Source organism: Vibrio sp. Isolate24, from assembly GCF_022398215.1.
Lineage (GTDB): Bacteria > Pseudomonadota > Gammaproteobacteria > Enterobacterales > Vibrionaceae > Vibrio > Vibrio coralliilyticus_A.
Window position 1 is genome coordinate 231688 of the sequence record NZ_JAKEUU010000003.1, and the last position, 24406, is coordinate 256093.

The following is a 24406-nucleotide window of genomic DNA, read 5'->3' on the forward strand; positions in this document are numbered from 1 at the left end:
CGGGGTCTGAATAGCGCGCAAAATAGGGGGATGGCGCTTAAGGCGCTTAAACAATTAAGCGGTTGCTAGCTGTGCTTTCGCTTTACGCATCTTCTTAAGTGAAATACAGGTTAGGGCGGTCACGACGGTACCTGCCGCCATACAAACCAGTGCCATCAATGGTAGGTTCATAGCGCCAAGTAGTGCCACAACCGGACCACCGTGCGCGACGCTGTTGGTGATACCAAATGAGAATGCCATTACGGCTGCTACCATAGAGCCAAGCACGTTAGCAGGAATCACAGACATTGGGTCTTGTGCGGCAAAGGGAATTGCGCCTTCTGAAATACCGACTAGGCCCATGGCACCAGCCGCTTTACCAGCTTCGATTTCTGATTCTTCAAATAGATTGAATTTACGACCAAGGAAAGTGGCTAGACCCATACCAAGAGGTGCTACAGGAATCGCACACGCCATAGCGCCCATAAATTGCGTCTGACCACTGGCGATCATGCCGACAGAGAACAAGAATGCGACTTTGTTGAACGGCCCGCCCATATCAAAACCAGCCATACCACCTAAGACAATTCCCAATAGAATGACACTGCCGGTACTCATGCTGACTAACATCGCATTCAGGCCGTCCATTAAGCTTGCAATGGGGGCACCAATGACGAAGATGAACAGGCTGGAGATAAACAAAGATCCTAGGATTGGTGCAATCATAATAGGCACCAATGGCTGAATAAATTTATGGTAGTTGATACTCGTCAGCCATTTGACAAAATAGCCGACCAGCAAGCCTGCAACGATGGCTCCGATAAAGCCTGTGCCAGCTTCCGCACCATAGAAAGAACCATTGTTCGCAATCCAGCCACCGATTAATCCTGGTGCGAGACCTGGACGATCTGCAATCGCATAGGCGATATAACCGGCTAAGATAGGGATCATCAAGGTGAATGAAACCACACCGACATCCAGGACCTTTTGCCATATGCTGCCTTCAGGAATCGCCATTCCTGCAGATGTTGGCTCGCCACCAATGGCCAGTGCAAGTGCGATCAGCAGACCACCTGTGACCACAAATGGAATCATGTGCGAAACACCATTCATCAGGTAGCGGTATAAATCACTGCGTGTACTCGAAGCCGTTGCTTCTACGCTTTGGCTCTCTTCTTTGGCTGTAAAGTGTGTCGCTTGTAGCGCTTTTTCTATCAAGCCTTTAGCATCGCTGATTGGGGCTTTGACGTTGGTCATGATGACTTTTTTTCCAGTGAAACGATTCATATCAACCTGTTTATCGCAGGCGACAATGATAGCGTCAGCTTGAGCTATCTCTTCTGCACTCGGCGAGTTTTTTACCCCTATAGAACCATTGGTTTCAACTTTGATTTTATAGCCAAGTTCAGCGGCACCTTTCTCTAAGGCTTCGGCAGCTAAGTAAGTGTGCGCGACCCCTGCTGGGCAGCCGGTAACACCGATTAAAAAGCCTTGATCAGTTTCAGGGTTATCTTGCTGACTTCGTGGTTTGGCGAGCAGTAATTCCAATGCCTCTCCAGCAGAGCTAGCCTGCATAAATTGCTCGATAAATCCGTCTTCGATCAGTTTTGAAGAGAGTTCAGCTAGCACCTCGATATGATGATCGGCACCACCATCAGGAGAGGCAATCATAAAGAATAGTTTACTCGGTAGACCGTCTTCCGCGCCGTACTCTATCCCTTGGCGGCTAATACCAATCGCGACAGCAGGTTGGGAAACCGCGGCACTTTTGGCATGTGGTAGTGCGACGCCGTCTTCAAAACCAGTATTACCAACATCTTCTCGAGCCAGAATGTCGTTGAGGAATTGAGTTTTGTCACTGATGCGGTGGTTGCTACTTAGTAGGTCGATCAGTTCTTCGAACACTTCCTGTTTGGTTGTTGCCTGGAGATCTAAGCAAATCAACTCTTTATTGATTAAATCTGTGATCATCTCGTTTACCCCGATTGGTTCCGAACTGTGCGGAACTTGTTTTTTTATCTGAGGGTGATTGTGGAGGAAACGGTCAACAAATTTTAGTGTATTAGAAATACATTTACTGGATTATTGTAACTATGAATTTGGAGTGTGATCTTACTCAATAATTGATCTAACTGTGATTAATTGAATTATTTCAATTTAATTTATTTAATATCAGTTATTTATTTTTATTATTTTCTGTTTTTATTCTTTGGTTTTAAAGTAAAAATATTAGAAACTAGAGTTTAGTAACTCTATTTTTTGGGGGGGGGTTGGTTCATTAAACGTGTCAAAAACCTTTAAATTACCAAGTGTGTCTTAATGACCTCTTCGTTTTCTTTTTTATCCCTATCAAGGAGTCATAAAGACACTATTTTATTTTTAATCTGTTGAATTATGGTTGATTTAAGACTGGAATGAATATTGCTTTTTAGAGTTAGATTCAATATTTGGAGTGACCATAGTGCTCAATATTACTGACAAAAAAGTCGAACAAGCCATTCCGCCGATTTTACGTTTGGGATTCCGGCCCTTCTTTTTACTCGGGGCCGTTTACGCTGTTATTGCTGTCGCCTTGTGGGTATGGATGTTCCAAACTGGTCAGCCTGCGGCGTTAAGGGCTCCTGCTTTGTGGTGGCATGTGCATGAGATGTTGTTTGGTTTCTCGATGGCGATTGTGGTGGGGTTTGTCTTGACCGCAGTGCAGAACTGGACGGGAATCAATGGCACCAAGCACCATAGGTTGGCTCTGCTGGTTGGCTTGTGGTTGCTTCCGCGTGTGCTGTTTTGGACACCTGCCCCTTTGTGGTTGATTTCATCGATAGAGGCTCTGTTTATCGCTTTTGCAGCGTATGAAGTTGGTAGCCGAGTAATCAAAGTCAAAGGGTGGAAAAATCTGTTCTTTGTGCCTTTGTTTGTTTTAGCGATTGTGGCGAACTTTGCCAGCTACGCGACTATTAAGGGGATGCCGCCGTTTCCTTCTTCGGCGGTCTGGCAGGCAATGTTGTGGTGGTTTACAATTTTACTGTCAGTGATGGGCGGGCGGGTGATCCCATTCTTCACAGCGCGGCGATTTAACTTTGAGAAACCACAGCCGATGATTTGGCTAGAATGGACGGCAAACCTACCGCTGGTCAGTTTATTTATTCTGAGCTTTTTCCCTGTCACTTTTGCTCAGCTCGGGCCTTCTCTGATGGTTATTTCCGGTTTAGCACATTTAGTTCGTGTGATGAGATGGCAGCCGTGGCGCACCGTCAAAGAGCCGCTGGTATGGGCGCTGCACTTAGCTTACTTGTGTATTCCGGTCAGCCTATTATTGAGAGGGTTACTCGATAACCCATTTGCGGGCCACAATATGTTGCATCTGTTTGCGATTGGAGCGCTCGGCGGCTTGATACTGGCGATGATCGCTCGTGTCACCATGGGGCATACTGGGCGAGCAATTTATCAGGGGCCAAATATGGAGTTAGCATTCGCTATGCTGATGGCTGCTGCGTTAGTTCGTAGTATTGGTGTAGTTCTGTGGCCAGCCCAAATGATGTTGATGATCGATATCAGCGGGCTGTTATGGGTATTGGCGTTTACTCTGTATGTGATTAAGTTTGGCCCTATGTTGCTAAAAGCGAGAGTCGACGGTCATCCAGGTTAAGTAGCTAACGGCTGCATTCGCGCGCTGGTCGATTCACTTAGCAGAAAAATAAAAAGGGTTGATGTTTACACATCAACCCTTTTCTGTTCGGCTACCAGCTTAGTTATTGCTGTGTAGCTCAGAGTTCAGTTCTACTGCAGTTTTGTTCGCCAGACATTCAATCTGACCAGTCACTGAGTTGCGACGGAACAGTAAATCAGACACGCCAGCTAGGTCACGCGCTTTCACCACTTCCACTTCATTGCCTTCTGAATCCAGCATGCGAACCTTAGCACCCGCAGTGACATACAGACCTGACTCAACAGTACAACGATCGCCCAGCGGGAAACCAAGGCCTGCGTTTGCGCCTAGCAGTGAACTTTCACCGATAGAAACGACAACTGAACCACCACCAGACAGTGTACCCATGATTGAAGCACCGCCACCGATATCAGAGCCGTTACCAACCACAACGCCAGCAGAGATACGGCCTTCAACCATGCTCACCCCCGTTGTACCTGCATTGAAGTTGATGAAACCTTCATGCATAACGGTTGTGCCTTCGCCAACATGAGCGCCAAGGCGAACGCGTGAAGTATCAGCGATACGAACACCAGCAGGTACCACGTAATCGACCATTTTAGGGAATTTGTCGACACAATCGACAGAAAGGTTGCGGCCTGCTAGGCGAGCTTCGATTTGGCGTTCAGCCAGCTCTGGCAGATCGATAGGGCCTTCGTTGGTCCAAGCAATGTTGTGCAGTAGACCGAAGATACCGTCAAGCACAGTACCATGAGGTTGAACTAGGCGGTTAGAGATCAGTTGTAGCTTAAGGAAGCCTTCAGCTACAGAAGCTGGCTTCTCATCAGTTGCTAGAATAACTAGCACCAGCGGTTGTGAAGACTCTGCTGCTTTAGCTGCGAATGAGGCGTTTGCAGCATCACCGTTTGCTTCGAATGCACCAGCAAGTTCTGCACTTTGTGCCGCAGAGATTTCGATCGCTTGGTTGCCTTGCTCGTAACCCGCTACTTTTGCGACAGCGTCTACTAGTGCGTCCAACGGGTTAAGAACTGGGTTTGGGAAAAATGCTTCAATGATTTTTCCATCGCGGTTTTTGGTTGCCGTACCGAAGGCTAGAGAAAAGTAAGCCATGTTGAATCTCCGTGTAGTAATCGTCAGTCAGGAAGAGTGAACTCTTCCTCCAAATCAGTTGAGTTCATCATAAAGAGAGCTTTTTCGACTTTAAAGAGCGGAAACAGATAAAGTCTGTAGGTCGATACGTTTTGTCTCTTTAGCGATACCTTGTCTTTTTATCTATATAGAGAAGTTGTGGGATGATAATGTTCATTGAGTGTGAAAGCGAAATAAAAAGAGCCCGAAACTGAGTTTCGGGCTCTTTAAATAAGACTTTACTTTAAACTGATTGGCGTTTGCTTTTTAGCTTTATATTGTCCAACCAAGACACCCGTTGAGCTTGGGTGCGAAAGCAAAATTACTTGCTTAGGTCTGCTGCGTGCTCAGATAGGAACGCTGCAACACCTTTTGGAGATGCGTCCATACCTGCTTTACCTTCTTCCCACTGTGCAGGACATACTTCACCGTTCTTCTGGTGGAAGTTTAGAGCGTCAACCATGCGTAGCATTTCGTCGATGTTACGGCCTAGTGGTAGGTCGTTAACAACTTGGTGACGTACAACGCCTTCTTCGTCGATTAGGAAAGAACCACGGAAAGCAACGCCTGCTTCTGGGTGCTCAACGTCGTATGCTTTACAGATTTCGTGCTTAACATCAGCAACTAGTGGGTACTTAACTTGACCGATACCGCCATCTTCGATAGCAGTGTTACGCCATGCGTTGTGAGAGAACTGAGAATCGATAGAAACACCGATTACTTCAACACCTTTAGCTTGGAAATCAGCTAGACGGTTGTCGAAAGCGATTAGCTCAGATGGGCAAACGAAAGTGAAATCTAGTGGGTAGAAGAAAACAACCGCTTTCTTACCTTTAGTGAACTCTGCAAAGTTGAAGTTATCAACGATCTCACCGTTACCTAGAACAGCTGCAGCAGTAAAATCTGGGGCTTGACGACCTACTAGTACCATTTTTTTGCTCCTAAAATATATGGTTAGTTCCAAACCAATTGATTCGTTTTTGGTTTGGTCCGTGTTTGTACGCGACAAACTATAGTACAGATTGTAGTATGGAAAAAAGCGAAATAAATAGATTGAGTTAATCGAAAAAAGCGATAATGCTAAACCATTATCTTGATCACTAGATGAGCAGTAGTTACATATAGAATTATGAATAAGTGGCCTAGCCTCAAGCAATTACATTATTTGATAACCCTTCACGAAACACGCCACTTTAGTGAGGCGGCGGAACGGTGCTTCGTGAGTCAGTCAACACTCAGTAAAGGTATTCAAAACCTCGAAGAGCTAATTGGTTGTCCTCTCTATGAGAAGAAAGATAAGAAAAGCCCGTTAGTGTTTACACTGGCAGGAGAGCAAGTTGTCCAACAAGGGCGTGAACTTCTGGCAAAAGGACAAGATCTGGTGGAACTTGGTCGTCTTTGTCAGGGCGATGAAATGGAAGGGCAATTGCGTGTGGGCTGTATTCCAACCATTGCGCCTTTTTTACTCTGTGATTTGGTGCAGGAAGTGAACCAGCGCTTCCCTTTACTGAATTTACTGCTAAGAGAAGACACCACAACCAATTTACTAGCGGCGCTGCGCCACGGTGAATTAGATGTACTTATCTTAGCTTTGCCAGTTGATATAGATGGCATGGAAAGCAAAATCGTCGGTAATGATCCATTTCGGATGATCATCAGTCGTAATCAGGCCGACGCGATTCAGACCCCGATTAAGTACGATGACTTACCTGATGAGTTTGTGTTCTTACTGGAAAAAGAACACTGCCTAACAGAACATGCCGTTTCTGCCTGCCAGCTGACTAAGAAAGAGAAGATTAACCCATTCTCGGCAACCAGTTTACATACCTTGGTTCAGATGGTTGCCAATGGGTTAGGAACCACCTTTATCCCCCAGATGGCAATCGATCACGGGTTGATTGATAACCAGAACTTAGTGGTTGTTGATGCTCCTGGGCAGCAAGCACACCGCCATATTGGGCTAGTTTGGCGCCCTAGTTCTTCAAGAGTGAATACTTTTAATCAACTGGCACAAGTCGTGTCAGAGCTGCTTTAGCGATAAGTATTAGACCAAATCTCGATGATACCTTCCCAAAGCACACTAGTTTTAGTGTGCTTTTTAGCATTTTATTCTGTTGGTGAACTTTAACTTGTAAAATTTTACAAAGAAATCTTGATGAAGCTTTCATTAAATTGTGAAATTTCACAGTGTCAATTTTACAGCTCACTAAAAACACTCTGTTTGACCCGCCTCCGTAATAGCCACGAAATCCCCTGTCTGATAAAGCGATGCCTGATTTACTCGTAAGTTAAACGCGTGTTTGAAACGGTTTTACAGCTCTAATTTTACTGTAATTAAATTACGTAACTGATTACATTTTGGTGATCAAAATCAACAACTTATGGGCAGCGGAATAAAACTTTGAATTTAGTCGATAGGCTACTTTAGGACTTTTGCTCTACCGCATGTTGGTGTAGTTTAAATGAAGGCTCTGTAAGACTTATGTCTAGATTGAAAAGGCAAACCAAGTTAGCCAAGGTAGAGTTCACAAGACAAAATAAACGAAGAAGATAGTAATCAATTAGGATGTTTGATTGTTGTTTTATAGTTACAAATGTAACTCTTCGAAAATTCGAGCAACCACTGATACAACCCCAAAACATCGTCGTTGTATCGGAGCGTTAAAGGAAGAGAATATGCTTGCCAACACACCAGATAGAGAAAAAACAACAGCTGAAGCCCAAGAAACTTTACACCAAGAAGGCATGCTTGAAGTGACTGGTACCCTTTCACCAGAACATCAGGCGATTTTCCCTGTTGAAGCCCAAACCTTTTTATCTCTTCTGTGTGCTCAGTTTGCCAGCGAGACCGATACCTTGCTTGCTCAGCGTGAAGAAAAGCAAGCTCGTATCGATGCTGGGGAGCTGCCAGACTTTCTCGAAGATACACAAGATATCAGAGAAGGTAGCTGGAAAATTCTCGGGATCCCTCAAGATCTGCAAGACCGCCGCGTAGAAATCACCGGTCCTACTGACCGTAAAATGGTAATTAATGCGCTGAATGCGAACGTGAAAGTGTTCATGGCGGACTTTGAAGACTCGATGTCCCCCGCATGGGATAAGGTGTTAGATGGTCAAATCAACCTGCGTGACGCGGTAGAGGGCAACATCAGTTACACCAACCCAGTTAATGGTAAGCAATATGAGTTGAAGGATGATCCAGCGGTTTTGATCTGCCGAGTGCGTGGTTTACACCTAAAAGAAAAACACGTGACGTTTAATGGTGAGATCATTCCTGGAGCTTTATTCGACTTTGCGCTTTATTTTTACAATAACTACAAAGCGCTAATGAAAAAGGGCAGCGGCCCTTACTTCTACCTACCAAAACTGCAATCGTATAAAGAAGCGCAGTGGTGGAGCAAAGTGTTCCATTTTACTGAGGATTACTTTGGCCTAGACACAGGTACTATCAAAGCCACCGTGCTGATTGAAACACTGCCAGCCGTGTTTGAAATGGATGAAATCCTATTTTCGCTTAAAGAACATATTGTTGGTCTTAACTGCGGTCGCTGGGATTACATATTTAGCTATATCAAAACACTGAAAAAGCACCCAGATCGTGTCCTTCCGGACCGTCAGGTTGTGACCATGGATAAGCCGTTCCTCAATGCCTATTCGCGTTTACTTATCCGTACTTGTCATCGTCGTGGTGCATTTGCAATGGGGGGAATGGCAGCATTCATTCCAGCAAAAGATCCACAGGAGAATCAAAAGGTTCTCGACAAAATTCAAAACGATAAATCACTGGAAGCAAATAACGGCCATGACGGTACTTGGGTAGCTCACCCTGGATTGGCCAATACAGCAATGGAAGTGTTTGGTAGTGTTCTGGGTGAGAGAACCAATCAACTTGATGTTTCTCGTTCAGACGATGCGCCAATTACTGCCAATGATCTGCTCGCGCCTTGCCAAGGAGAACGAACAGAGCAGGGCATGCGCCACAATATTCGAGTAGCACTTCAGTACATTGAAGCTTGGATCTCTGACAATGGCTGTGTCCCTATCTACGGCTTGATGGAAGATGCCGCGACGGCAGAGATCTCCCGAGCGTCGATCTGGCAATGGATTCAGCATGGAAAATCGCTCGACAATGGTCAGGTGGTAACCAAAGCCTTGTTTGAGCAGTACCTTAGTGAAGAAATTGACGTCGTGAAAGAAGAAGTTGGAGATGAGCGTTATCAGTCGGGTCGTTTTGAAGAAGCGGCTGAACTGATGACCAAATTGACCACCAGCGACGAACTCACGAACTTTTTAACCATTCCAGGTTATGACTATCTGGACTAATGAATCAATAACAACATCAGTAACGTGAACATTCCGAGGCGGAGATGGATGTACCGCCAGAGAAAAATAAAAACAGCGCCCGTATTGTCAACAAATAGCAGCGCACATCAAAAGAGGGATAGACCGATGACTAATTTAACTCGCCGCCAACAAATCGAAGCTCTTGAAAAAGACTGGGCAACTAACCCACGCTGGAAAAACGTAAAGCGTCCATATACAGCAGAAGAAGTCGTAGAACTGCGCGGTTCGATGGTGCCAGCCAACACAATCGCACAGCGCGGTGCAGACAAACTGTGGTCTTTGGTCAACGGTGATGCTAAGAAAGGCTACGTAAACTGTTTGGGTGCACTGACAGGTGGTCAAGCGGTGCAGCAAGCGAAAGCGGGTATTGAAGCGATTTACCTATCGGGTTGGCAGGTAGCGGCTGACAACAATACTGCATCGACCATGTACCCTGACCAGTCACTTTACCCAGTTGACTCAGTACCTTCTGTGGTTAAGCGCATTAACAACTCATTCCGCCGCGCAGACCAGATTCAATGGTCAAGCGGTAAGTCTCCTGCAGATGAAGGCGGTATCGATTACTTCCTACCAATTGTTGCAGACGCCGAAGCCGGTTTTGGTGGTGTGCTCAATGCTTACGAGCTAATGAAGTCGATGATTGACGCAGGTGCGGCAGGTGTTCACTTTGAAGATCAGCTAGCATCCGTGAAGAAATGTGGTCACATGGGCGGTAAGGTTCTGGTTCCGACTCAAGAAGCAGTGCAGAAGTTAGTTGCTGCACGTCTAGCAGCTGACGTAGCAGGCACCACTACACTGGTTATTGCTCGTACGGATGCAAACGCGGCAGACCTACTGACTTCGGACTGCGATCCGTACGATAAAGACTTCATTGTCGGTGAGCGTACTCAAGAAGGGTTCTACCGTGTACGTGCAGGTATTGACCAAGCTATCTCTCGCGGCCTAGCTTACGCACCATACGCTGACCTTATCTGGTGTGAAACGGCAACTCCGTGTCTGGAAGAAGCGCGTAAGTTCGCAGAAGCGATTCACGCTGAATACCCAGACCAGCTGCTTGCGTACAACTGTTCTCCTTCTTTCAACTGGGAGAAGAACTTGGATGCAGAAACCATTGCTAAATTCCAGCAAGAGCTATCTGACATGGGCTACAAGTACCAGTTCATCACACTAGCGGGTATTCATAATATGTGGTTCAACATGTTCGAACTTGCGCATGACTACGCACAAGGTGAGGGTATGCGCCACTACGTTGAGAAAGTACAGCGCCCTGAATTCCAAGCAGCAGAGAAAGGCTACACCTTCGTTGCTCACCAGCAAGAGGTGGGGACAGGTTACTTCGATAAGATGACCAACACCATCCAAGGTGGTAACTCATCAGTCACGGCTCTGACTGGCTCAACCGAAGAGGATCAGTTCTAAAGTATCCCTGTCATGATGACCAAGGCTCTTACTTACTAGCCTTCGGTCATCGATATTCTGTTTAGGCATAAACTTTGACATGCTTTGAGCGACATTAAGTCGCTCTTTTTTCTATCACTCAACTTCTTCAGGTTCAACTTCTGCTTGCAGCTCTAGCAAATTGATAGCGATGGCAACAAAGTCACTGTCAGTGATGATACCGACTAACTGGCCTTTTTCTACCACAGGTAAACAGCCAACCTTGTGTTTTTGCATGTAGATGGCGCTTTCTTTCAACCCAGCTTGAGGAGAAACTGTCATGACACCGGTTTTCATTACTTCATACAGTGGTGTGTTTAAGGTGTATGACTGATTTTCGGGAATTTTTTGTAAACTTGATTCTTGTGCGGCCAACACGTCACGTTGAGAAACCACGCCTAGTAATTGCTGATTAGCATCGACGATGGGGACGTGGCGAATATCTAGTGCTTCCATGGTGTGTTTAGCGTCGGCAAGTTGGTGTGAGCGCAGTAACGTATGAGGGGTGCGCGTCATCATATCTTCGACTTTTATCATGGCTGCCTCCTGAGTTATTGTTTTGTTCTCTCTTAATATAGTAACTTTCTGCTCGGCAGTATGAGAGCTGGATAGATTTTCATTCCGATAACCTTGAAAATAATGTGGCGAATTGTGTACAGAGAATCCAGCCAGATTTACAGCCTTCTTGCTCACTCAAATTAATTCAATACGGATTACAATAATTCACACCTCAATCCTTGCTATTGAGCTGGTGGGGAATATACTAGTCGGCTGCGAAAAACTCGTCGTCTGTTTGTGACAGAATCAGTTCGACTTCCATCACGACATTAAGAAATCACGACAAAAGATTAGTAACATGCAAGTATCCGATTTCCACTTTGACTTACCTGATGAGCTTATTGCTCGTTACCCTCAGCCAGAGCGTACTGCTAGCCGCTTGCTTCAACTCGACGGCAACAGCGGTAAACTTAACGATGGCACGTTTATCGATGTGCTTGAGCAAATACAGCCGGGCGATCTCGTGGTTTTCAATAATACTCGTGTGATTCCAGCGCGTATGTTCGGCCGTAAAGAGTCAGGTGGTAAGCTGGAAGTATTGGTGGAGCGTGTGCTGGATGAAAAAAGTATTCTGGCTCATGTGCGCTGTTCTAAATCTCCTAAACCGGGCTCAACCATTTTCATTGGTGAGAACGACGAGTACTCAGCACAAATGGTTGCCCGCCATGATGCCTTGTTTGAACTGAAATTTAATGCAGAACAAAACGTTTTAGCGGTATTGGAAGAGATTGGCCATATGCCGCTTCCTCCTTATATCGATCGCCCTGATGAAGACTCAGATAAAGAGCGTTATCAAACGGTCTACAACGAAAAACCGGGCGCAGTAGCGGCGCCAACAGCAGGTTTGCATTTTGATGAAGCTTTGCTTGAAAAGATGAAAGCGAAAGGTGCTGAGTTTGCTTATGTGACGCTTCACGTAGGCGCAGGTACATTCCAACCGGTTAAGGTCGACAACATCAACGATCACCACATGCACGCAGAGTATGTGGAAGTACCACAAGAAGTGGTCGATGCGATTAAGGCAGCCAAAGCGCGTAATGGTCGAATCATAGCAGTGGGTACAACATCGGTTCGTTCACTAGAAAGTGCTGCGCAGGATGCATTGAAAAAAGGCACTGAGCTTGCGCCATTTTTTGGTGATACCGAAATTTTTATCTACCCAGGTTACGAATATCAGTTAGTGGATTGTTTGATCACTAACTTCCATCTACCAGAATCAACACTGATTATGTTGGTCAGCGCATTTGCGGGTTATGAAAATACAATGAACGCCTATAAACACGCCGTAGAGAATAAATACCGTTTCTTCTCGTATGGTGACTCAATGTTTATTAAAAAGAAAACATTATAATTTAGTTGTTTACGAGTGCTAGCAGTAAGCTAGGAAGCAGTGATTTGTTTCTCGCATGGAAGGCGACCGCTCCTCATAGAGCTTAAAGCTCTGAACTTAAAGTCAGACTGTTTCTCTGACAATTGGAGGCTTCGTGAAGTTAAAATTTGATCTTAAGAAGAAAGATGGTGTTGCACGTCGTGGTCAGCTGACCTTTGAGCGTGGTACTGTTCAGACACCTGCTTTTATGCCTGTTGGTACTTACGGCACTGTTAAAGGTATGACGCCTGAAGAAGTGAAAGGCACAGGCGCTGAAATTCTTCTTGGCAACACTTTCCACCTTTGGTTACGCCCGGGTCAGGAAGTCATGAAAATGCATGGCGACTTGCACGATTTTATGAACTGGCACGGCCCTATCCTGACAGATTCAGGCGGTTTCCAAGTATTTAGCTTAGGTGACATCCGTAAAATCACTGAAGAAGGCGTACATTTCCGTAACCCTGTAAACGGTGACAAGATTTTCATGGACGCAGAAAAGTCGATGGAAATTCAGAAAGACCTTGGGTCTGACATTGTGATGATCTTTGACGAATGTACCCCATACCCAGCGACACATGCAGAAGCGAAAAAGTCGATGGAAATGTCGCTGCGTTGGGCTCAGCGCTCACGCGACCATTTCGATAAGCTGGAAAACCAGAACAACCTATTTGGTATCGTTCAGGGTGGTGTTTACGAAGATTTGCGTGATGTCTCGGTGAAAGGCTTGACCGAAATCGGTTTTGACGGCTACGCGGTCGGTGGTTTGGCTGTTGGTGAACCCAAAGAAGATATGCACCGTATTCTTGAGCATACCTGTCCACAGCTTCCTGAAGACAAACCTCGTTACTTAATGGGGGTTGGCAAACCAGAAGATTTAGTAGAAGGTGTACGCCGTGGTATTGATATGTTTGACTGCGTAATGCCAACGCGTAATGCCCGTAATGGCCATCTGTTTGTGACAGGTGGTGTGATCAAGATCCGTAATGCGAAACATAAAACGGATACAACACCATTGGATCCAGAGTGTGACTGTTACACTTGTCAGAATTACTCTAAGTCGTATCTGCATCACTTAGATCGTTGTAATGAGATTCTAGGTGCTCGCCTGAATACTATTCACAACTTGCGTTACTACCAGCGTGTGATGGAAAGTATTCGTCAGGCGATTGATGAAGATCGCTTTGATGAATTCGTCAAAGAGTTCTATGAACGTCGTGGTCGCGAAGTGCCACCACTGGCGAAAGAGCAGTCATTGACTAAATAAAAGAATTAAAGCCTTTGGCATCTCGCCAGAGGCTTTTGCTAATAAAGTAGGCAGACGCAGTGAATTTTTGAGAGAGTGATCTCTAATAGTCATTCTTTTTCTTGAAACTCAACGGCGTAAGCCCAACTTGGAATATTAATAAAAAATAATAGAGGATTGTTTTAATGATTATTTCTCCAGCTTACGCAGCAGAAGGTGCACCAGCAGGCGGCGGTTTCGAAATGCTAATCATGCTTGGTATGTTCGCGGTAATTTTCTACTTCATGATTTACCGCCCACAAGCTAAGCGTGTAAAAGAGCATAAGAGCCTAATGTCTTCCATGGGCAAAGGTGATGAAGTTCTGACTAGCGGCGGCCTAGTGGGTAAAATCACTAAGATTGCAGAAGACAACGACTACATCTCAATCGAGCTAAACACGAATAACGAAGTTGTTATCAAGAAAGATTTCGTTACTGCAGTGCTACCAAAGGGTACGCTGAAGTCTCTATAAAACAGCTAAAGGATCCTCGCTGTGCTTAACCGCTATCCGTTATGGAAGTACTTGATGGTGGTGCTTACCATCGCTATCGCAGCATTGTATGCACTTCCAAATATCTACGGTGAAGATCCGGCAATTCAAGTTACAGGGGCGCGTGGCGCCTCTGTAGATATGTCAACGCTGGATTCTGTCACCGAAGCTCTTGATGAAAAGGGCTTATCTCATAAATCCATTGCTCTCGAAAATGGATCCATTCTTGTACGCTTCAACGATACCGACACTCAGATCAGTGCTCGTGATGTGATCAATGAAGCGCTAGGTAAAGACAAAATTGTTGCTCTCAACCTAGCTCCTGCTACCCCTGATTGGTTAGAAGCGGTTGGCGCTGCGCCAATGAAGCTCGGCCTTGACCTGCGCGGTGGTGTTCACTTCCTGATGGAAGTAGATATGGACGCTGCGATGGAGAAACTGGTCGGCCAACAGGAAGAAGCTTTCCGTAGTGAACTACGTGAAGCGGATATTCGCTACCGTACGATTCGCACTTTGGGTAAAGATGCGGTGGAAATTCGCTTACGCAACGAAACTCAGCTTGCGGACGCTAAACGCATAATGCAACAAAATCATCCTGATATGACGTTTGTTGATTCAGATGCAGATGGCCGTTTCACCTTGACTGCTACTTTTACAGAGCAACGCCTTACTGAGATTCGTAACTACGCTGTTGAGCAGAACATTACTATTCTGCGTAACCGTGTAAACGAACTGGGTGTGGCTGAGCCACTTGTTCAGCGTCAGGGTGCAAGCCGTATTGTTGTTGAACTGCCAGGTGTTCAGGATACGGCACGTGCGAAAGAAATTCTGGGTGCGACAGCAACACTTGAATTTCGCGAAGTCGATGATAAAGCGGATCTCGCAGCTGCAGCAAGAGGCCGAGCGCCAGCGGGCAGTGAAATCAAGCAAGACCGCGATGGTCGTCCAGTTGTGCTTAAAAAACGTGTAATCCTAGGTGGTTCTAGCATCACAGATGCGAGCTCAAGTGTGGATGAATATGGCCGCCCTCAAGTTAACATCTCGCTAGATAGCGAAGGTGGTAACAAGATGTCTGCGTTCTCGAAGAAGAACATTGGCAAGTTGATGGCAACGGTATTTGCCGAGTATAAAGACAGTGGTCGTCGTACTCCAGAAGGCAAAGTCATTCTTACTAAGCATGAAGAAGTAATTAACCAAGCGACAATTCAATCTGCCTTGGGGCGTAACTTCCGTATCACAGGTATTGATTCCGCTGCTGAAGCACACAACTTAGCGTTATTGCTTCGCGCAGGTGCTCTGATTGCGCCAATTTCTATCGTTGAAGAAAGAACCATTGGTCCTTCTATGGGGCAACAGAATATCGATATGGGTATTCAGGCGATGATTTGGGGTATGGTAGCGGTCATGCTGTTTACGCTAATGTACTATCGTAAGTTTGGTTTGATTGCCAACGTAGCGCTAATGGCTAACCTTGTGTTGATTATCGGTGTGATGTCGATGATTCCGGGCGCGACGATGACCTTGCCTGGTATTGCCGGTATTGTTCTGACGGTCGGTATGGCAGTCGATGCTAACGTATTGATTTTCGAACGGATACGTGAAGAGTTACGTGACGGAAGAAACCCTCAGCAGGCGATCCATCAAGGCTATGCGAACGCATTCAGTACGATTGCCGATGCCAACATCACCACTTTGATTACCGCAATAATCCTGTTTGCAGTAGGTACGGGTGCAATCAAAGGCTTCGCGGTGACACTGTCTATCGGTATCTTAACGTCTATGTTTACTGCCATCATTGGTACACGTTGTATCGTGAACCTGATGTACGGTGGTAAGCGCATCAACAAACTGTCGATCTAAGGCTAGGAATTATTATGTTTCAGATTCTAAAAGCAGACAAAATGATCGACTTTATGCGTTGGTCTAAGTTTGCGTTCCTATTGTCGGTGCTGATGATTGGTGCATCGATTTTTACTCTGTCTACCAATTGGTTGAACTGGGGGTTAGATTTTACAGGCGGTACGCTGATTGAAGTTGGCTTTGAGCAGCCAGCTGATTTGGAAGAGATCCGTAGTGCCCTCGATGCGAAAGGCTTTGGCGATGCCACGGTACAGAACTTTGGTAGTGCCCGTGATGTGATGGTTCGCCTGCGCCCTCGTGATAATGTGGCAGGTGAAACACTAGGAAACCAGATCTTAAGTGCAATCAAAGACGGTACGGGTGAAAATGTAGAAATGCGTCGTATCGAGTTCGTTGGCCCGAATGTGGGTGACGAGCTAACGGAAGCTGGTGGTTTAGCGATCCTAGTTTCCCTGATCTGTATCTTGATCTACGTTTCGGTGCGATTCGAATGGCGTTTAGCAGCTGGTGCGGTACTTGCTCTGGCACACGACGTTATCATTACGCTAGGTGTGTTTTCATTGATGCAAATCGAGGTTGACCTGACGATTGTGGCAGCCTTGCTGACGGTAGTGGGTTACTCGCTTAACGATACCATTGTTGTATTTGACCGTATCCGTGAAAACTTCCGTAAGATGCGCAAAGGCGAACCTGCTGAAATCATGAACAGCTCAATCACGCAAACGTTGAGCCGTACCTTGATTACATCTGGTACTACCTTGTTTGTGGTGATTGCCCTGTTTACGCAAGGTGGTGCTATGATTCATGGCTTCGCTACCGCACTTCTATTGGGTATCACTGTGGGTACATACTCTTCAATCTATGTGGCTTCGGCACTGGCATTGAAACTGGGTATCACCAAAGAACACCTGATGCCTCCTCAAGTTGAGAAAGAAGGCGCAGAATTTGACGAAATGCCATAAGGCAAAACGTATGCTATGAAAAAGGCCGCTGACTGTTCAGCGGCCTTTTGTTTTATAGAGCGATACTAAGACCCCGTTCGGTACAAGACATTGTCATCGGAGTTGTTATGATAGATAAAAAATACAATTAAGGAAGCAAGCTATGCCACATTTACGTTTTCGTGCTGTCGAGCCGCAAACGGTTCAAACTTTATCAAAATCTCTGATTGATGAGTTACAGCCACACATGGATTGCCCTCGTGAAGATTTCACATTCGAGTACATCTACACTACGTTTTATCATGAAGGTGAGGTGAGTCAGGCCTATCCGTTTGTTGAGGTATTGTGGTTTGATCGTGGGCAGCAAACTCAGGATGCTGTCGCTGCGATTATTACTCAGCAAGTGCGTGGGATGATTGGCGAAGATGTGGATGTCGCGGTGATTTTTACCGCTCTGGAAGCCAAATCCTACTACGACAATGGTGAGCATTACTAAACAGAAACGTTAGGAGATAGTTCATGGGATTGGCGATCAAAGGATGGTTGAAGCATGTTGGTCTCGCGGTATGTCTCCTTTTTACCTCTTCACTTCAGGCCAGCCCCTGGGAGAAGATCCAATCACCTTCGACGCAATCTCCTCAAGCGATTGGTAGCTATGCCAACGGTTGTCTTGCAGGCGCGGCGGCACTGCCTCTCCAAGGAGAGGGCTACCAAGTATTACGTAGCCAGCGACAACGTTACTATGCTCACCCGCAGGCTGTTAGTTTTGTTCAGCGTTTAGCCGCTCTGGCTGCGCAGCGTCTTAACACTCGTATTCTGATTGGTGATATCTCATTACCTCAGGGGGGGCGCTTCTCTTCTGGGCATTCGAGCCATCAGACAGGGTTGGATATTGATATTTGGCTCAAGCTGGCTGATGACAAGCTTTCTTCTCAGCAACTGAGTAAGCCTGAACCAATGAGCGTGGTCAATCTCCAGCAGTATCAGTTAGTCAAACGAAACTGGGACCAGCGCCACTTCGAATTGATCAAAATGGCGGCAAGTGATGAGGAAGTTGCACGCATTTTCGTTCACCCTGTCATCAAAGAAAAACTGTGCACACAGGAAGTACCAGCAGAGCGGGGCTGGTTGAGAAAAGTAAGACCGTGGTGGGGTCACCATTATCATATGCATATCAGGCTCAAGTGTCCAGAGGGTAGCAGCGCGTGCAAACCACAGGCTGCGCCGCCGAAAGGCGACGGATGTGGCGCTGAGTTGGCCAGTTGGAAACCACAGCCTAAACCTGCCGCGCCAAAAGTCGCAGTAAGTAAACCGAAGAAGAAAAAAATGAGAGTGATGCCGGTGGAATGTCAGCAACTGCTGGAAAGTATTTAAGCAGGATTGCTCAATTGAATAAAAAATGCCGCTCAGTGGAGCGGCATTTTCTGTTTAGGATAACCCTTGGATGATGACGAACTTTTCTAACAACTCTTCTTCAGTCTCGACATGATTTGGGTCAGTGATGATGCACTTGGTGATTGGGCACACCGACTGACAGGTCGGCTTCTCATAGTGGCCTTTACATTCAGTGCAAAGATCGGGGTCGATCTCAAAGATAGTGTCACCCATGGTAATCGCGCCGTTTGGGCACTCTGGGTCACACATATCACAGTTAATGCACTTATCCGTGATCAACAACGCCATGGTTATTTACCTGTTGGGTTACGGGTATCCTGACCATTATTAAGATTGCGCATTAACAGACCGTATTCTAAGTCCATGTCCTGAGGTACAGGAATGAAGACAAAGTGGCCGTTTCCTTTTGCGTCATCAACGGGTTGTGATTTACGGTTCTCCATCGCTTCGAGGGTAAAGACAACGTTGCCTTTCGGTGTCATAAGCTCAAGGCTGTCGCCAACCACGAATTTGTTCTTCACTTCAACTTCAGCCAGATCGCCGCGGCGCTTACCCGTAAATTCACCAACAAATTGCTGAGCATCAGATACGGAGTAACCATAGTCGTAATTTTGGTAAGTATCGTGCGTATGACGACGTAGGAAGCCCTCTGTATAGCCACGGTGAGCTAGGCTCTCAAGTGTGGTCATCAGGCTTTCATCGAATGGCTTGCCCGCGACTGCGTCGTCGATCGCTTTACGATAAACCTGAGCGGTACGCGCACAGTAGTAGAATGACTTGGTACGACCTTCAATCTTGAGTGAGTGGACACCCATTTTAGTCAGACGCTCAACGTGCTGAATGGCGCGCAGATCTTTCGAGTTCATGATGTAAGTGCCGTGCTCATCTTCGAATGCCGCCATCTTTTCTTCTGGGCGGTGGCTTTCAGAAAGCAATACCACTTCATCAGTTGGCTTACCTAGACCAAGTGTTGCCTCAGGGCGCTCATCTTGCACTTCAACGGCTTGCGCTTCGTTAGGATCGAAGGCTTCAACGATATCGCCAGAGTCGTTCTCTTTGCCTTTTTCGACGTTGTATTCCCAACGACATGCATTGGTACATGTACCTTGGTTAGGGTCACGCTTGTTGATGTATCCAGATAGGAGACAACGACCAGAGTAAGCCATACATAGAGCACCGTGAACGAACACTTCAAGTTCGGTTTCAGGACAGTGCTCGCGAATTTCTTCGATCTCTTCCAGAGAAAGCTCACGAGAAACAATCACACGTTCAACGCCATTGGCTGCCCAGAATTTAACTGTTGCCCAGTTGACGGCGTTGGCTTGAACTGACAGGTGAATTGGCATCTCTGGGAATGCTTCACGAACCATCATAATCAGACCTGGATCCGACATGATGAGCGCATCAGGGCCCATTTCAACCACAGGCTTTAGGTCACGGATGAATGTCTTTAGCTTGGAGTTGTGCGGCTGGATGTTACATACCACATAAAGCTTCTTGCCTTGGGCGTGCGCTTCGTCGATACCAATTTTTAGGTTCTCGTGGTTGAACTCGTTGTTACGTACGCGAAGGCTGTAACGAGGCTGGCCTGCGTATACCGCGTCTGCACCATAGGCAAAGGCGTAACGCATATTTTTCAGGCTACCCGCTGGTGACAGTAGCTCAGGTACGAATGCTTTCTCAGTAGTCATGTGTAATTCTCTTAGTCTGATCTCAAGTCAGGTCCATTCCACCTTATGGAATTGGGGCGCAAATTTTACGCCAAAACGTGACCAGTGACTAGAAAAAAAGTCCATAACTTAGGTAAGGAGATTACAGGTAGGCGCTCGAACACGTCGAGCACCTAGAGAGGAGGTTAAGCGTTAGGGTGAGGTAAGCCGCCTAAGCACTCGTATAAGTTTGGCAGGAAGGCGCTTAACTCGCCGCACATGAGTGAGAAGTCAGCGTCAAATCGTGCAGCCTGATCTTCACGAGGAATGTCATCATTCTGATCTTTCAGCTCATCTGAGAATTTAAGGCGCTTGATGCTGCCATCTTCTGCCAGAATGAACTCAATACGCTCTTGCCACCAAAGAGCCAGTTTAGTCACTACCTTATCGGCATCGATGTGACTGCGAATTTCGTCTGCTGTCAGTTCTTGTTTCTTACAGCGGATCACGCCGCCTTCTTCGAGAACTGACTTAAGCTCAGCTTCGTCCAACATCTGTATCCCAACCGGAGTGTCGCCTGTTTTGACCCATTCAGTTAATGTGGTTTCAACGGCTTTTTCTGGAATGGCTGGCACGACAGGTAGGCTGCCCATGGTTTTACGTAGAAGGGCGAGCACATCTTCCGCTTTTTTATAGCTGCTGGCATCGACCAGAATAAAGCCTTCTTTAGGCAGAATAAGAACAAAGGTATGGTTGCTGCGGCTGAATGCGCGCGGTAGCAAATCCATGACAATGTCATCTTTGAGGTTGTCTTTCTCTTTTTTCTTCAGAGGTCGGCCTTCTTGTGCTTCCATCGCCTCAACTTTTGCATTGAGTGATTCTTTGATCACAGACGCTGGCAGCATTTTCTCTTCTTTCTTCGCGCAGATCAGAATGCGGTTTTCAGACACGTGAGTCATCATGTCGCCATGTTTACCCATTGCTGTCACCCAGCCAAACTTTTGTTTGTCCTGACTGCCACAAGGCGTAAAACGAAACTCTTCAAGCTGCTTTTCCAGCTCGTCTGCTTTGAATTCAATATCTCGGTTAAAACGGTAAACCAGACAGTTTTTAAACCACATACACTTTCTCTATACCTGAAGTTAAGGGGCCAATCATAAAGACTTTTGCCGTGCTTGTCCTATTGCAACAGCGCAATAGTGGGATGAAAGTTATATGAAAATTTGTTTTCAAAGGTCACAAAAGTGTCATAATTGATGGTAATAATGCCTATCGTTGCAAAGGGTAAATGCCCGATTAAATTCAACTAACTCAAAGGTTATTCAATTATGTCTAGAAGGATTCTGGTTGTTGAAGACGAAGCACCAATTCGTGAAATGCTTTGCTTTGTTCTTGAGCAAAAAGGTTACCAAGCGGTCGAAGCTGAAGACTACGATAGTGCGGTGACTAAGCTAGCTGAACCCTTCCCAGATCTAGTCCTACTAGATTGGATGCTACCTGGTGGCAGCGGCATCAACTTCATCAAACACATGAAACGTGAAGAGCTGACACGCAACATTCCAGTTGTGATGTTAACAGCACGTGGTGAAGAAGAAGACAAGGTTCGTGGTCTGGAAGTCGGCGCAGATGACTACATTACTAAGCCATTCTCGCCAAAAGAGCTGGTGGCGCGTCTTAAAGCGGTAATTCGCCGTGTGACGCCAACGGCACTTGAAGATGTGATTGATGTGCAGGGCTTGAAGCTGGATCCTGTTTCGCACCGCGTAACCGCGAACGATCAGCCACTGGATATGGGTCCAACTGAGTTCAAGATGCTGCACTTCTTTATGACGCACCAAGAGCGCGTTTACAGCCGAGAGCAACTGCTGAACAACGTATGGGGAACCAACGTGTATGTTGAAGACCGTACTGTAGATGTACACATTCGTCGTCTGCGCAAAGCATTAGAAGCGGCAGGCCATGACAAGCTGATTCAGACGGTACGTGGTGCAGGCTACCGTTTCTCAACCAAGGCATAATTTAAATTAACCATCTGGAGAGGTAAGTGGTAGAGCGGTTAACTTGGAAAAAGCTAGCCTGGGAGCTGGCTTTTTTTTACACCCCTTGGGTGATTGTCGGATGGATTTTCGGTCATATGCCGTGGTTGCTTCTAGCTGCCACGGTTTTACAGCTTGTATGGCATCTGCATAATCAGATGCGCCTTTCGGCGTGGTTGTGGGATGAAAAGCGCCTGACACCGCCATCGGGAAGTGGAAACTGGGAGTCGTTATTTAACGGCATCTATCGCTTGCAGCAGCGCCAGCGCAAAAAGCGCAAAGAGCTGACCAATCTGATTCGCCGATTCCGCAATGGTGCTGAATCCTTACCGGATGCAGTTGTTGTGTTCCGCAGTGAAGGCAATATCGTTTGGTGTAATAAGCTCGCCCAACACTTACTCGGCTTCCGTTGGCCGGACGATTCAGGTCAGCCGATTTCTAACCTTATCCGCACTCCAGATTTCATTAAGTATCTTAATAAACAAGATTTCTCAGAGCCTCTAGAGATGCGTTCTCCACTTAATGTCGAGCGTATGCTTGAGCTGCGTATTGTGCCGTACACTGAAGGTGAGCATCTGATGGTGGTGCGTGATGTGTCTCAGCTTAAGCAGTTGGAAGGCATGCGTCGTAATTTCTTTGCCAATGTTTCGCACGAGCTGCGCACACCAATGACGGTGTTGCAAGGCTATCTTGAAATGACCGAAGACCCGGATATGGTTGTCGGTCCGATGTGGACCAAAGCTCATGGCGTAATGACTGAGCAGCTCAATCGTATGAACAGCTTGGTTAATCAACTGCTCACATTATCTAAGATTGAAGCGGCGCCAATGCATGAACTGGAAGACGTAGTGAATGTCCCAGCAATGCTAGATGTGTTGGAGAAAGAAGCGGCGAGTTTGAGTGGCGATCAGCAGCATAAGCTGAACTTTGATATTGATAACAGCCTGCGTGTACTTGGTGATGAAGACCAACTACGCAGTGCCATTTCAAATTTGGTTTATAACGCAGTGAAATACACACCAGCAGGAGCCGATGTCCGAGTGCGTTGGTATCAGACTGCGCAAGGCGCATGTTTAGAGGTGGAAGATGGCGGTGAAGGTATTGAGCCTCAACATTTACACCGACTCACTGAGCGTTTCTATCGAGTGGATAAAGCGCGTTCAAGAGATACTGGTGGCAGTGGTCTTGGTTTAGCGATCGTCAAACATGCGTTGACGCATCACGATTCGCATCTAGAAATACAGTCTGAAGTCGGTGTCGGCAGTAAATTCTCATTCGTGCTACCACCTCGTTTGGTGGTGAATTAATGAAGTTAGCGCTCACTACTCTTATTATTTCTGCCAGCTTCTCCTTTGGTGTCCAAGCGGCTTCAACGAGCCTATCTGAATATCAAAAAGTGCCCGGTATTACTGGCAGTTTAACCAGTGTTGGTTCTGACACATTAGCCGGCATGACAACCTTGTGGGTAGAAGAGTTTAAGCAGCTTTACCCGAGCGTGAATGGTCAGGTGCAAGCCTCTGGCTCTTCAACGGCTCCTCCAGCGTTAACCGAAGGTACCGCGCAATTTGGCCCAATGAGTCGACCGATGCGAAATCGGGAAATTGAAGCCTTTGAGCGTGAACATGGCTACAAACCCACTGAGCTACGTATTGCGATTGACGCGATCGGTATCTTTGTCCACCGTGATAACCCACTTAAAGGGCTCAACTTCACCCAACTTGATGCTATTTTTTCTGCTACTCTGCGTTGCGGTAGCACCCAGCCTGTACTGACTTGGGCGGATTTAGGGCTCGATTATCACTGGGCTAAACGCAGTATACAGCTATTTGGTCGTAACTCGGTCTCGGGGACTTACGGATACTTTAAGAATAATGCGCTGTGTGGTGGGGACTTTAAAAGTAATGTCAATGAACAGCCGGGTTCGGCGTCCGTCGTTCAGTCTGTAGCGTCGGCAATTAACACCATTGGGTACTCAGGTGTTGGCTATCAGGTCTCTGGTGTGAAACTGCTGCCTATTGCTAAACAAGGCGGAGAGTATGTGGAAGCCAGTCAAGAAAACATTCTTACAGGTAAGTACCCACTATCACGCTACCTTTACGTTTATGTGAATAAGAATCCGCATAAGCCCCTTCCTCCAATCGAGAGAGAATTTATTCGCTTTATCTATTCTCAGCAAGGACAAAAGCTAGTTGAGAAAGATGGTTATGTACCTATGTCCGCCGACATTGCGCGTCAAGAGTTAGCCAAGGTCGGTATCGTTGACTGAGTCC

At 46.4% G+C, this 24406-nt stretch carries 21 protein-coding genes; 14 read left to right on the forward strand and 7 right to left on the reverse strand.

The genetic code is table 11. The features are described 5' to 3' along the window. Window positions 1-54: 54 nt before the first annotated feature. Window positions 55-1950, reverse strand: coding sequence for a fructose-specific PTS transporter subunit EIIC (locus L1D23_RS13820; protein WP_239867220.1), 1896 nt, complete (start codon window positions 1948-1950; stop codon window positions 55-57). A gap of 490 nt (window positions 1951-2440) precedes the next feature. Between L1D23_RS13820 and L1D23_RS13825 the strand changes: the two genes are divergently transcribed. Next, window positions 2441-3625, forward strand: a complete 1185-nt coding sequence (locus L1D23_RS13825; protein ID WP_239867223.1) for an NnrS family protein — start codon at window positions 2441-2443, stop codon at window positions 3623-3625. A gap of 99 nt (window positions 3626-3724) precedes the next feature. On the opposite strand, the gene dapD is transcribed toward L1D23_RS13825, so the two are convergent. Beyond that, a complete protein-coding gene (gene dapD, locus L1D23_RS13830; RefSeq protein ID WP_239867226.1) occupies window positions 3725-4756 on the reverse strand; it encodes a 2,3,4,5-tetrahydropyridine-2,6-dicarboxylate N-succinyltransferase in 1032 nt (343 codons plus the stop codon). A gap of 340 nt (window positions 4757-5096) precedes the next feature. Continuing rightward, window positions 5097-5705 carry a peroxiredoxin C gene (locus L1D23_RS13835; protein WP_239837429.1) on the reverse strand — a complete coding sequence of 203 codons (609 nt, stop codon included), beginning with the start codon at window positions 5703-5705 and terminating at the stop codon, window positions 5097-5099. A gap of 198 nt (window positions 5706-5903) precedes the next feature. Between L1D23_RS13835 and L1D23_RS13840 the strand changes: the two genes are divergently transcribed. The 3 genes from L1D23_RS13840 (at window position 5904) to aceA (ending at window position 10537) form a co-directional block, all read left to right on the forward strand. Next, window positions 5904-6809 (forward strand): hydrogen peroxide-inducible genes activator, encoded by a 906-nt coding sequence (locus tag L1D23_RS13840; RefSeq protein WP_029235947.1) that lies wholly within the window; start codon window positions 5904-5906, stop codon window positions 6807-6809. 641 nt (window positions 6810-7450) lie between these two features. Further along, complete coding sequence (aceB, locus tag L1D23_RS13845; protein WP_239867229.1) at window positions 7451-9097, forward strand: malate synthase A; 1647 nt, start codon at window positions 7451-7453, stop codon at window positions 9095-9097. A gap of 126 nt (window positions 9098-9223) precedes the next feature. Next, window positions 9224-10537: an isocitrate lyase gene (gene aceA, locus L1D23_RS13850; protein ID WP_239867231.1), complete on the forward strand. Its 1314-nt coding sequence runs from the start codon at window positions 9224-9226 to the stop codon at window positions 10535-10537. 114 nt (window positions 10538-10651) lie between these two features. Here the strand turns inward: aceA and L1D23_RS13855 are convergent, their stop codons facing one another. Then, complete coding sequence (locus L1D23_RS13855; protein ID WP_239867235.1) at window positions 10652-11092, reverse strand: CBS domain-containing protein; 441 nt, start codon at window positions 11090-11092, stop codon at window positions 10652-10654. A 319-nt stretch (window positions 11093-11411) separates the two neighbouring features. Here L1D23_RS13855 and queA point away from each other — a divergent pair, with 319 nt between their 5' ends. The 7 genes from queA to mepA all read left to right on the forward strand — a co-directional run bounded on the left by queA (window position 11412) and on the right by mepA (window position 18430). Continuing rightward, a complete protein-coding gene (gene queA / locus L1D23_RS13860) occupies window positions 11412-12464 on the forward strand; it encodes a tRNA preQ1(34) S-adenosylmethionine ribosyltransferase-isomerase QueA (protein WP_239867238.1) in 1053 nt (350 codons plus the stop codon). Between the two features lie 133 nt (window positions 12465-12597). Then, window positions 12598-13746: a tRNA guanosine(34) transglycosylase Tgt gene (gene tgt / locus L1D23_RS13865; RefSeq protein ID WP_239867241.1), complete on the forward strand. Its 1149-nt coding sequence runs from the start codon at window positions 12598-12600 to the stop codon at window positions 13744-13746. A gap of 164 nt (window positions 13747-13910) precedes the next feature. After that, window positions 13911-14237, forward strand: coding sequence for a preprotein translocase subunit YajC (gene yajC / locus L1D23_RS13870; protein ID WP_239867245.1), 327 nt, complete (start codon window positions 13911-13913; stop codon window positions 14235-14237). Window positions 14238-14258: 21 nt separating this feature from the next. Then, the gene (gene secD / locus L1D23_RS13875; protein WP_345779106.1) at window positions 14259-16115 is read left to right on the forward strand and encodes a protein translocase subunit SecD; all 1857 of its coding nucleotides are present in this window, start codon (window positions 14259-14261) and stop codon (window positions 16113-16115) included. Between the two features lie 14 nt (window positions 16116-16129). Further along, a complete protein-coding gene (secF, locus tag L1D23_RS13880) occupies window positions 16130-17077 on the forward strand; it encodes a protein translocase subunit SecF (protein ID WP_239867247.1) in 948 nt (315 codons plus the stop codon). 142 nt (window positions 17078-17219) lie between these two features. Next, the gene (locus L1D23_RS13885; protein ID WP_239867251.1) at window positions 17220-17552 is read left to right on the forward strand and encodes a DUF1904 domain-containing protein; all 333 of its coding nucleotides are present in this window, start codon (window positions 17220-17222) and stop codon (window positions 17550-17552) included. Window positions 17553-17575: 23 nt separating this feature from the next. Then, on the forward strand, window positions 17576-18430 hold the full coding sequence (gene mepA, locus L1D23_RS13890; RefSeq protein ID WP_239867254.1) for a penicillin-insensitive murein endopeptidase: 855 nt from the start codon (window positions 17576-17578) through the stop codon (window positions 18428-18430). A 54-nt stretch (window positions 18431-18484) separates the two neighbouring features. On the opposite strand, the gene L1D23_RS13895 is transcribed toward mepA, so the two are convergent. The 3 genes from L1D23_RS13895 to rdgC form a co-directional block, all read right to left on the reverse strand. After that, window positions 18485-18739 carry a YfhL family 4Fe-4S dicluster ferredoxin gene (locus tag L1D23_RS13895; RefSeq protein WP_239867257.1) on the reverse strand — a complete coding sequence of 85 codons (255 nt, stop codon included), beginning with the start codon at window positions 18737-18739 and terminating at the stop codon, window positions 18485-18487. 2 nt (window positions 18740-18741) lie between these two features. Then, window positions 18742-20142, reverse strand: coding sequence for a tRNA 5-hydroxyuridine modification protein YegQ (gene yegQ / locus L1D23_RS13900; RefSeq protein WP_171341252.1), 1401 nt, complete (start codon window positions 20140-20142; stop codon window positions 18742-18744). A 164-nt stretch (window positions 20143-20306) separates the two neighbouring features. After that, on the reverse strand, window positions 20307-21221 hold the full coding sequence (rdgC, locus tag L1D23_RS13905; RefSeq protein ID WP_239867260.1) for a recombination-associated protein RdgC: 915 nt from the start codon (window positions 21219-21221) through the stop codon (window positions 20307-20309). 207 nt (window positions 21222-21428) lie between these two features. Between rdgC and phoB the strand changes: the two genes are divergently transcribed. The 3 genes from phoB to L1D23_RS13920 are packed head-to-tail and all read left to right on the forward strand — an operon-like array spanning window position 21429 to window position 24402. Continuing rightward, window positions 21429-22118 carry a phosphate regulon transcriptional regulator PhoB gene (phoB, locus tag L1D23_RS13910; protein WP_006959748.1) on the forward strand — a complete coding sequence of 230 codons (690 nt, stop codon included), beginning with the start codon at window positions 21429-21431 and terminating at the stop codon, window positions 22116-22118. Window positions 22119-22144: 26 nt separating this feature from the next. Next, window positions 22145-23443 carry a phosphate regulon sensor histidine kinase PhoR gene (gene phoR, locus L1D23_RS13915; protein ID WP_006959747.1) on the forward strand — a complete coding sequence of 433 codons (1299 nt, stop codon included), beginning with the start codon at window positions 22145-22147 and terminating at the stop codon, window positions 23441-23443. Continuing rightward, complete coding sequence (locus tag L1D23_RS13920) at window positions 23443-24402, forward strand: phosphate ABC transporter substrate-binding protein PstS family protein (protein WP_239867263.1); 960 nt, start codon at window positions 23443-23445, stop codon at window positions 24400-24402. The genes phoR and L1D23_RS13920 overlap by 1 nt, the downstream gene beginning before the upstream one ends. Window positions 24403-24406 lie beyond the last annotated feature (4 nt).

What these genes read in the sequence shown, in the direction of transcription:
- L1D23_RS13820 (WP_239867220.1), bottom strand. Translation starts at nt 1,950, where the DNA reads ATGATCACAGATTTAATCAATAAAGAGTTGATTTGCTTAGATCTCCAG.
- dapD (WP_239867226.1), bottom strand. Translation starts at nt 4,756, where the DNA reads ATGGCTTACTTTTCTCTAGCCTTCGGTACGGCAACCAAAAACCGCGAT.
- L1D23_RS13835 (WP_239837429.1), bottom strand. Translation starts at nt 5,705, where the DNA reads ATGGTACTAGTAGGTCGTCAAGCCCCAGATTTTACTGCTGCAGCTGTT.
- L1D23_RS13840 (WP_029235947.1), top strand. Translation starts at nt 5,904, where the DNA reads ATGAATAAGTGGCCTAGCCTCAAGCAATTACATTATTTGATAACCCTT.
- aceB (WP_239867229.1), top strand. Translation starts at nt 7,451, where the DNA reads ATGCTTGCCAACACACCAGATAGAGAAAAAACAACAGCTGAAGCCCAA.
- aceA (WP_239867231.1), top strand. Translation starts at nt 9,224, where the DNA reads ATGACTAATTTAACTCGCCGCCAACAAATCGAAGCTCTTGAAAAAGAC.
- L1D23_RS13855 (WP_239867235.1), bottom strand. Translation starts at nt 11,092, where the DNA reads ATGATAAAAGTCGAAGATATGATGACGCGCACCCCTCATACGTTACTG.
- queA (WP_239867238.1), top strand. Translation starts at nt 11,412, where the DNA reads ATGCAAGTATCCGATTTCCACTTTGACTTACCTGATGAGCTTATTGCT.
- yajC (WP_239867245.1), top strand. Translation starts at nt 13,911, where the DNA reads ATGATTATTTCTCCAGCTTACGCAGCAGAAGGTGCACCAGCAGGCGGC.
- secF (WP_239867247.1), top strand. Translation starts at nt 16,130, where the DNA reads ATGTTTCAGATTCTAAAAGCAGACAAAATGATCGACTTTATGCGTTGG.
- L1D23_RS13885 (WP_239867251.1), top strand. Translation starts at nt 17,220, where the DNA reads ATGCCACATTTACGTTTTCGTGCTGTCGAGCCGCAAACGGTTCAAACT.
- mepA (WP_239867254.1), top strand. Translation starts at nt 17,576, where the DNA reads ATGGGATTGGCGATCAAAGGATGGTTGAAGCATGTTGGTCTCGCGGTA.
- L1D23_RS13895 (WP_239867257.1), bottom strand. Translation starts at nt 18,739, where the DNA reads ATGGCGTTGTTGATCACGGATAAGTGCATTAACTGTGATATGTGTGAC.
- yegQ (WP_171341252.1), bottom strand. Translation starts at nt 20,142, where the DNA reads ATGACTACTGAGAAAGCATTCGTACCTGAGCTACTGTCACCAGCGGGT.
- rdgC (WP_239867260.1), bottom strand. Translation starts at nt 21,221, where the DNA reads ATGTGGTTTAAAAACTGTCTGGTTTACCGTTTTAACCGAGATATTGAA.
- phoB (WP_006959748.1), top strand. Translation starts at nt 21,429, where the DNA reads ATGTCTAGAAGGATTCTGGTTGTTGAAGACGAAGCACCAATTCGTGAA.
- L1D23_RS13920 (WP_239867263.1), top strand. Translation starts at nt 23,443, where the DNA reads ATGAAGTTAGCGCTCACTACTCTTATTATTTCTGCCAGCTTCTCCTTT.